General features: G+C 69.8%; 6 protein-coding genes. 2 read left to right on the top strand and 4 right to left on the bottom strand.

The genetic code is table 11. From position 1 onward, the window contains the following. On the top strand, positions 1 to 709 hold a 709-nt coding region (locus BJQ90_RS13395; RefSeq protein WP_226760746.1), incomplete at its 5' end, for a polysaccharide deacetylase family protein. Positions 710 to 794: 85 nt separating this feature from the next. Next, on the top strand, positions 795 to 3,968 hold the full coding sequence (locus BJQ90_RS13390; protein WP_226760745.1) for an HAD family hydrolase: 3,174 nt from the start codon (positions 795 to 797) through the stop codon (positions 3,966 to 3,968). A 21-nt stretch (positions 3,969 to 3,989) separates the two neighbouring features. Here BJQ90_RS13390 and BJQ90_RS13385 read toward each other — a convergent pair whose 3' ends face one another. The 4 genes from BJQ90_RS13385 to BJQ90_RS13370 all read right to left on the bottom strand — a co-directional run bounded on the left by BJQ90_RS13385 (position 3,990) and on the right by BJQ90_RS13370 (position 7,919). Then, positions 3,990 to 4,997, bottom strand: coding sequence for a zinc-dependent alcohol dehydrogenase family protein (locus tag BJQ90_RS13385; RefSeq protein WP_226760744.1), 1,008 nt, complete (start codon positions 4,995 to 4,997; stop codon positions 3,990 to 3,992). A gap of 62 nt (positions 4,998 to 5,059) precedes the next feature. Beyond that, positions 5,060 to 5,998, bottom strand: a complete 939-nt coding sequence (locus tag BJQ90_RS13380; RefSeq protein WP_226760743.1) for a universal stress protein — start codon at positions 5,996 to 5,998, stop codon at positions 5,060 to 5,062. 75 nt (positions 5,999 to 6,073) lie between these two features. Next, the gene (locus BJQ90_RS13375) at positions 6,074 to 7,240 is read right to left on the bottom strand and encodes a YihY/virulence factor BrkB family protein (RefSeq protein ID WP_226760742.1); all 1,167 of its coding nucleotides are present in this window, start codon (positions 7,238 to 7,240) and stop codon (positions 6,074 to 6,076) included. 82 nt (positions 7,241 to 7,322) lie between these two features. After that, positions 7,323 to 7,919, bottom strand: a complete 597-nt coding sequence (locus BJQ90_RS13370) for a DUF3618 domain-containing protein (protein WP_226760741.1) — start codon at positions 7,917 to 7,919, stop codon at positions 7,323 to 7,325. Between the last annotated feature and the right edge of the window lie 56 nt (positions 7,920 to 7,975).

Raw genomic sequence — 7,975 nt, 5'->3', positions numbered from 1 at the left:
CCCCATTCCCGAACCCCCTGCTCCCGAACCGCCCGCTCCGGAACCGCCGGCCCCGGCGCCCGCCGTCCCGTTCCCCGCCGCACTCGCCGGCCGCGACGTCGAGGTGATCCCGGGGGCCGGGGCAGTGGTGGCGCTGACGTTCGACGCCGGAGCCAACGCGGCCGGGCTGCCGAGCATCCTGCAGACCCTGGCCGCCACCGGCGTCCGCGGCACCTTCTTCCTGACCGGCAACTGGGCCGCCGCCAACCCGGCAGGGGTCGCCGCGATCGTCGCGGGCGGCCACCGGCTGGGCAACCATTCGATGTCCCATCCGGGCTTCACCGGTCTCTCGGCCGCCGCGATCGGGCAGCAACTCTCGGGAGCCGAGCAGGCCATCCGGGACGGCGGCGGGGATCCGCGGCCGCTGTTCCGCTTCCCCTTCGGCGAACGCGACGCCCGGACCATCGCTGCCGTCAACGCCTATGGCTACCTTCCCGTGCGCTGGACCGTGGACACCCTGGGCTGGAAGGGCAGCAGCGGAGGAATTACCGCGCAAATCGTGGCGGACCGGGTGCTCGCCGGGCTTCGGCCGGGGGAGATTGTGCTGATGCACATCGGCTCCAACCCCGATGACCGGACCACCCTCGACGCCGACGCCCTCCCCGGGATGATCGAACGGATCCGCCAGGCCGGCTACGGTTTCACCACGCTCGACGCGCTGCTGCGCTGATGTCCGCCCTCCGAATCCCGGACCGGCAGGACACTGCGCCGGGTCGCCACTGTCGCGGTGGCCGGATGCCTGATACGACTATGGCATGACGGAGTCGCCCACCCTTGCCGCAGCCCTGGCGCCCGTCGATGCGGTGATCTTCGACCTCGACGGGGTGGTCACGGACACGGTGGAGCTTCGCGCGGCGGCCTGGAAGCAACTCTTCGACGAAGTCCTCCTGGACCCGCGGCTTCCTGCCGGGACCCGCCGGGACCCGTTCAGCACCGAGGACTACCATGACCTGGTCGCGGGCCGGACCTGGGAGGACGCGGTAACAACGTTTCTCGGGTCCCGCGGCGGGGCCATCCCGAGGGGCTCACCGTCGGACGGCTCCGGGGACTGGACCGCGTTCGGGCTCGCGGCCCGCCACCACGAAGTGTTCGAAAAGCTGCTCAGCAACAACCCGGTCCGGGCCTTCCCCGGCACCGCCGACCTGCTCGGCCGGCTGAAGGCGGGCCGGATTCCCGTGGTGCTTGCCACCTCGGCCCGGAACGCGGGCGCGCTGCTGTCCGCCGCCGGGCTCGGGGACGTCTTCGACCACATCATCGACGGGCAGACGGCCCTGGACCGCGACGTCGCCGGCAAACCGGCCCCCGCACTGCCCCTGGAAGCGGTGCGCCGGCTCGAGATCCCGCCCGCCCGGGCGATGGTCATCGAGGAATCGGTGCCCGGTGTGGAGGCCGGCCGGCGCGGCGGTTTCGGGCTGGTCGTGGGGATCGACCGGGCCGGGCGGCGGGATCCGCTGGAAGCGGCGGGCGCCGACGTCGTCGTCGAAGATGTCAGCCAACTGGACATCGGACTCGTCATTTCGCACCCGTGGCTGCTGGTCTACGAGGGCTTCGACCCGGCGCACGAGGGCCACCGTGAGGCCCTTACCACCCTGGGGAACGGGTACCTGGCCACCCGTGGCGCTGCCCCCGAACACCGCGCCGGCGCGGTGCACTATCCGGGCAGCTATCTCGCCGGCGTCTACAACAGCCTGCGCAGTGTGGTGATGGACCAGGAAACGGTCGACGAACACATGGTCAACATCCCGGACTGGCTGCCGCTGGACCTCCGGATCGGCGACGGCGCGTGGTGGTCCGAGGGCGGCCTTGCACTCCGCAGCGAACGGCGCACCCTGGACCTGTTGCGCGCGGTACTCACCCGCGAGGCACTGCTGGAGGACAGCGCCGGCCGGCAGCTCAAGCTGCTGCAGCGCCGCCTCGTGTCGATGGCAACACCGAACCTGGCCGCGCTGGAAACGGTCATCACGGCTGTCGGCTGGGATGGTGCCGTCAGCATCCGCAGCGGCTGCGACACTGGGGTAACCAACTCCAATGTCCCCGAGGACGCGGCGCTGTCCAGCCGGCATCTGGGGTCCGTGGAGGTTACCGCGTCCGAGCCCGGGCCCGGGGTCGCCGGCCTCACCGTGGAAGTCCGGACCGTAACCAGCGGGATCGGGATTGCCCTGGCCCTCCGGACCGAAGTCTCCGGGCCCGGCGGGCCGCGGGGGACGGGGATCCCCGAGGAGCTCGGCGGCCTGCACTCGCACCGCTTCGAGCTTCCCGTGGCTGCGGGGGAGCCGCTGACGGTTCTCAAGACCGTGGCCGTGGCCTCCTCGCGCGACCACGCCATCGCCGCGCCGCTGACGGCGGCCCGGGCCGCCCTGGCCCGGGCCCCGGGCGGTTTCGCGGCGCTGCAGGCCGAGCACGAGGCCGCGTGGGCGATCCTGCTCAAACCGTTCGTCATCGAGCTCGACGACGGCTCGCAGGCACAGCTCATCCTGAACCTGCACGTCTTTCATCTGCTGCAGGCACTCACCACCCACACCGCGGAACTGGACGCGGGCGTGCCGGCCCGCGGACTGCACGGCGAGGGCTACCGGGGACACGTCTTCTGGGATGAACTCTTCGTTCTTCCGCTACTGAACTCCAGGCTGCCGTCCGTCGCGCGGGAGCTGGTCGATTACCGGTGGCGTCGGCTCGGCGCGGCCCGGGACGCGGCCCGGGCCGCGGGGCTGAAAGGGGCGATGTTCCCGTGGCAGAGCGGCAGCGACGGCACGGAACAGACGCCGCAGCTGCTGTTCAACCGGCGGTCCGGGCACTGGATGCAGGACCATTCCCGGCTCCAGCGTCACGTCGGCCTCGCCGTCGCCTACAACGCCTGGCAGTACTTCGAGGCGACCCAGGACCGCGGGTGGCTGACCGAGCACGGTGCGGAGATCATCGTCGACGTTGCCCGGTTGTTCGCGTCGATGGCGGAGCTGGACCCTGCGGACGACCGCTTCCACCTCCGCGGCGTCATGGGTCCGGATGAATACCACACCGGAAATCCTGGCGACCCCGGCGGCGGTCTGAACGACAACGCCTACACCAACATCATGGCGGCCTGGGTGTTCGACCAGGCCGTCTGGATCATGCACTCAGTCCAGGGGTTCGACATGGACGAACTGCGTGTCCGGCTGCTGATCACGGCCACTGAAATCGAGGCGTGGGAACACCTCAGCCGCCGCATGTTCGTTCCGTTTCACGACGACGGCGTCATCAGCCAGTTCGACGGCTACAGTGCGCTCCGGGAACTCGACTGGAAGCACTACCGCCGGACCTACGGGCTCATCGAACGGCTGGACCTGATCCTGGAGGCGGAGGGGGACAGCGCAAACCACTACCGGCTGGCCAAGCAGGCCGACGTCCTGATGCTGCTGTACGTCCTGGGCGAGGACCAGCTCATCGCGTTCCTGGCCCGGATGGGCTACACGGTCACCTCCGCCCAGATGGCCGCCACGGTGGATTTCTATCTGGCCAGGACGGCGCACGGCTCCACGCTCAGCAGGGTGGCCCACGCGTCGGTATTGGCGCAGCGGGATCCCGAGCGGGCGTGGGCGGTGTTCCGGGAGGCCCTGGACGCGGACCTGGATGACACCCAGGGCGGGACCACCAGTTCCGGCATCCATCTGGGCGCGATGGCCGGGACGATCGACGTCGTCCAGCGCAGCTTCGCGGGGCTGCGGATCACCCGCGATGCCCTCGACTTCGCGCCCCGGCTGCCTGTCGAGCTCAGCCGCGTGCGCTTCCAGGTCCGCTACCGGGATCAGATGCTCGCCGTCCATCTGGAACGCGACCGCCTGTCGGTGTCGGCGGCCCCCGGCGACGCCGCCCCGGTGCTGGTGCGGGTCGGGACCCAGCGGGTGCTGCTCCGGGCCGGTCAGGACCATGTGTTCCTGCGGCAGGACGACTGAAACCGCCGGCGCCCCCGCCGGCTACGGGGCGTCCATCCGGAGCACGGCCGCGCCCGTGACCCGGTCCTCCGACAGGTCCAGCAGCGCCTGGTCCGCGGCCGAGAACGGATAGGACACCGTGGTGGGGCGCAGCGGGATCTCCGCGGCGATGCGGAAGAACTCCTCGCCGTCGGCCCGGGTGTTGGCGGTGACACTGCGCAGCTGGCGTTCGTGGAACAGCTCCGTGGCGTAGTGCAGCGGCGGGATGTCGCTGAGGTGGATGCCGGCGACGGCAAGGGTGCCGCCCCGGTCCAGGGCACGCAGGGCCGCCGGCACCAGGGTGCCGGCCGGAGCGAAGAGGATGGCGGAGTCCAGCGGAGCCGGCGGTGGCTCATCGGCGCCGCCGGCAAAGGTCGCGCCCAGCTCGAGGGCGAGGGCGCGCGCTTCCTCGGACCGCGTCATGACGTACACACGCGCGCCCTGGAACAGGGCGATCTGTGCGGCCAGATGCGCGGATCCGCCGAAGCCGTAGATCCCAAGCCGTCCGCCGATGGGCAGCTCGGCCCGGCAGAGCGCGCGGTAGCCGATGATTCCCGCGCAGAGCAGGGGTGCGGCCTCTTCGTCCGAGAAGTTTGACGGGAGCCGGTAGGCGAAGTTCTCGGACACAGTGATGAGTTCGGCGTAGCCGCCGTCGCGGTCCCAGCCCGTGAACACGGGGGTCAGGCACAGGTTCTCCGCTCCACGCAGGCAGAAGCGGCAGGAGCCGCAGGTCCGGCCGAGCCAGGCGACCCCGATCCGTTCGCCGCGGGAGAATCGCGTGGCGCGGGACCCGCACGCAATGACGTCGCCGACCACCTCGTGGCCGGGGATGACGCCGGGGCGTCGCGGGCGGAGGTCCCCCTCGGCCAGGTGCAGGTCTGTCCGGCAGACTCCGCACACGTGGACCCGCACCAGCACCTCGCCGGGGCCCGGCCGGGGGTCGGGGCACTCGCCTGCCACGAGGGGGCCGCTGCTCATCGGCCCGGGCTGTCCGACCCGCCAGGCTCGCACGGGTGTCCTCCTCTGCTAGGACCTCCAGCTCCCCTCTGAAGGCAGTGGTCCGGTGGGGCGGTTCAGCGCGTTATCAGGACGTTGCAGCGCGCCTTGTTCAGGATGGCCGTGACCGTGTTGCCCGGGCCTCCCTCACGGTTGTGGGTTCCAATCACCAGCACCTCGGCATCGCCGGCGGCCGCCAACAGTTCTTTGGACGCAGCGTGGCCTTGCCGCAAGACGACTGAGATCGACAGATGCGGGGCAAGGTTCCGGGCCTCCTCCAGTGCGTGGTCCAGGAGTTCCCGGCCCTGCATCGGGCCATGCCGTCCATGCATTTCCCGGTTTCCGCCACGGCTCTGGTCGATGGTGACAATCTGCAGGGTTGCGCCGAGCACTCCCGCCAGCCGTGCGGCGCCGGCCAGCGCAGCGGAGCTCCGGGAGGTCCCGTCGATGCCCGCGACGACGGCGCCCGCCGCTTCCCCGGGCCCGCGCAGCCGGCGGATCACCATCAGCGGACACGGGGAGGAACCGGCCAAGTCGAGACAGACCGACCCCGCAAGCTGCCCCAGCACGCCGCCGAGCCCGCGGCTGCTGACCACCAGCAGGCGGGCATCCTGCGCCGCGTCGCGCAGCACCGCCGCCGGGAGCCCTGTTTCCATGACGCCCTCGACGTCGGGCCCGGGTTCCGCCGCAGCCTCCGCCGCGGGTCCGTCTGTCGCGGGTTCCGCAGCCGTTGCTGCGCCAGGGGTTCGAGCGGCCGCGAGGGCCGCGCCTGCCAGGTCGAGGCCTTCGGCAAGGATCGCCTCGGCTGAGTGCCGCAGTCCGCTGCCTTCCACGCCTTTGACCGGGCCGAGCTTCTTGGTGAACATCGGCCAGACCCAGGCGTGGACCACGCGGAGCCGGTAGTTTCCGGCGGCTGCGTACTGCGCGGCCCACTGGACGGCCTCTTTCGCTGCCTCCGACCCGTCGTAGCCCACGGCCACCGTGGTGCGTTCGGGCCCTGCCGCGGGTGCCGTCATTCGTCCTCCCCGTCAGCCGTGTCCGCCTCCAGGCGGTACTTTGCCCCCAGTAGAACGCAGCGGTCAGGAAAAGGGCTAGGGGCTTTGGTCCCGCGGGTTGCGCGGATCCGCGTTCTGAGTGCGCCCGGCACGCGCCGCGGCTCCCGAGTCCGCGCCGCCGCTCCGCTCACGCAGTTCGCGGCCGCGTTCGATGTCTTCCTCTTCACGGGCCTGCAGCTTGTCGCTCTGTTTGGTGTCGCGGGGCGGCAGCTGGATGGTTTCCTCGGCTTCGATGCCGGCCTGGAGTTGGCGGCCGCGTTCCATTTCGGCGTCGAATTCGGCGCCGAAGAGCAGCGACATGTTCAGGATCCAGAGCCACAGCAGCGAGATGATGACGCCACCGATCGTGCCATAGGTCTTGTTGTAGCTGCTGAAGTTGGCGACGTAGAACGCGAAGGCCACGGAGGACAGCAGGAACACCACCAGGGCAATAAAGGAGCCAAGGCTCATCCAGCGGAACTTGGGCTGCTTCACATTGGGCGTGGCGTAGTACAGGATGGCAATCGCGAGCACCACGAGCACCAGGATGACGGGCCACTTGGCGATGTTCCAGACCACGAGGACAGCCCCGCCCAGCCCGATCGCGCTGCCGACGGACTCAGCCACCGGCCCGCTCAGGACCAGCATGGCGGCCAGCAGCAGGACGATCAGCACCGTGGCGATGGTGACGGCGAGCATGGTGCCGCGCAGCTTGATGAACGGCCGGCCCTCATCGATTTCGTAGATCCGGTTCATGGCCCGGCCAAATGCCCCGACGTAGCCGGAAGCGGACCAGAGGGCCGTGAGGAGGCCGAGCACGAGGGTCAGCCCGGCAGCGGAGGAGTTGCTGAGCTGCTCGACCGGTTGGCGAATGGCTTCGACCGTTTCTGCCGGCGCGAAGCCCTGGACAATGTCCAGGAGCCCGGCCGTGGTCTTCCCGGCCTGCCCGAAGATGCCCAGCAGGGACACGAGGGCCAGCAGGGCCGGGAAAATGGAGAGGACCGAGTAGTAGGTCAGGGCCGCGGCAAGGTCCGGGCACTGGTCCTTGGTAAATTCGCGCAGCGTCTTTCTGGCGATGTACTTCCACGAGGGCTTGGTGACCTCGGTGGGGCTGTCCGGTTTGCGGGAGTCGTCCGGGGCGGGTGCCGTGCGGGCCTTGGCGGTGCTGCTCTCCTGGGTTTCGGTGTCGGCGGTGGTGTCTGCCGCGGCGGGGTTCTTGGCCATGGGAATTCTTCCTTTGGGGTTAAGTGCAACGGCCGGCCGTCCGGCGCGTGAGCGCAGGACGGCCGGCCGGGTTCGAAAGGGATCAGACCTGCTGGACGTTGTCCTTGGCCTCGACAGTCCGATCCTTGACGTCCGCCACGGCGCCCTGGCCTTCGGCCTTGACGTGTTCGGTGGCGACGGTGGCTGTGGCCTTGACGTTCTCCACCGCAGCCTGGGCGGGCTCCTTGAGTCCTTCCGCCACGTGCTTGGCGGCCTCCGTGAGTTCCGTCGTGAGCGGTTCGGCAGCAGTCTTCAGGGAATCTGCGGCTTCGCGTTCCTTCTGGCTGGCAGGGATCAGGGAGGAGACCAGCAGGCCGGCCCCGAACGCAATCAGACCTGCCGCCAGAGGGTTCCCCTGGGTCTTGACCTTGACCTGCGTGGGGGCGTCCCCGATAGCTGCCCCGGCGTCGCTGAGATGCGACCCGGCACTGCCGGTGGCCGAGTGGACATTGCCGGCGGTGTGGTCGGCAGCTCCCATGACTTTCTCCTTCACTCCAAAAACGGCGTCTTTGACCTTGTCCGTCTGGCGCTGGACGATGTGGGACGGGGTGACCTTGTCCGCTACGGCATCGACATTCGTGCCCAGCCGCGCGCGGGTTGCTTCAATATCTGCTCGGATGACATCCGGGTTTTCACTCATCGTGTTTCCTCGCTGTATTTAGGGGTGGGCTTGAGCGTGGGCGGGATTTCCTGAAG

The organism is Arthrobacter sp. SO3, from assembly GCF_020532825.1.
In the GTDB taxonomy this organism is placed as follows: domain Bacteria; phylum Actinomycetota; class Actinomycetes; order Actinomycetales; family Micrococcaceae; genus Arthrobacter.
The sequence above is the reverse complement of the archived record's forward strand: the minus strand, read 5'-3'. Positions and strand labels throughout refer to the sequence as shown.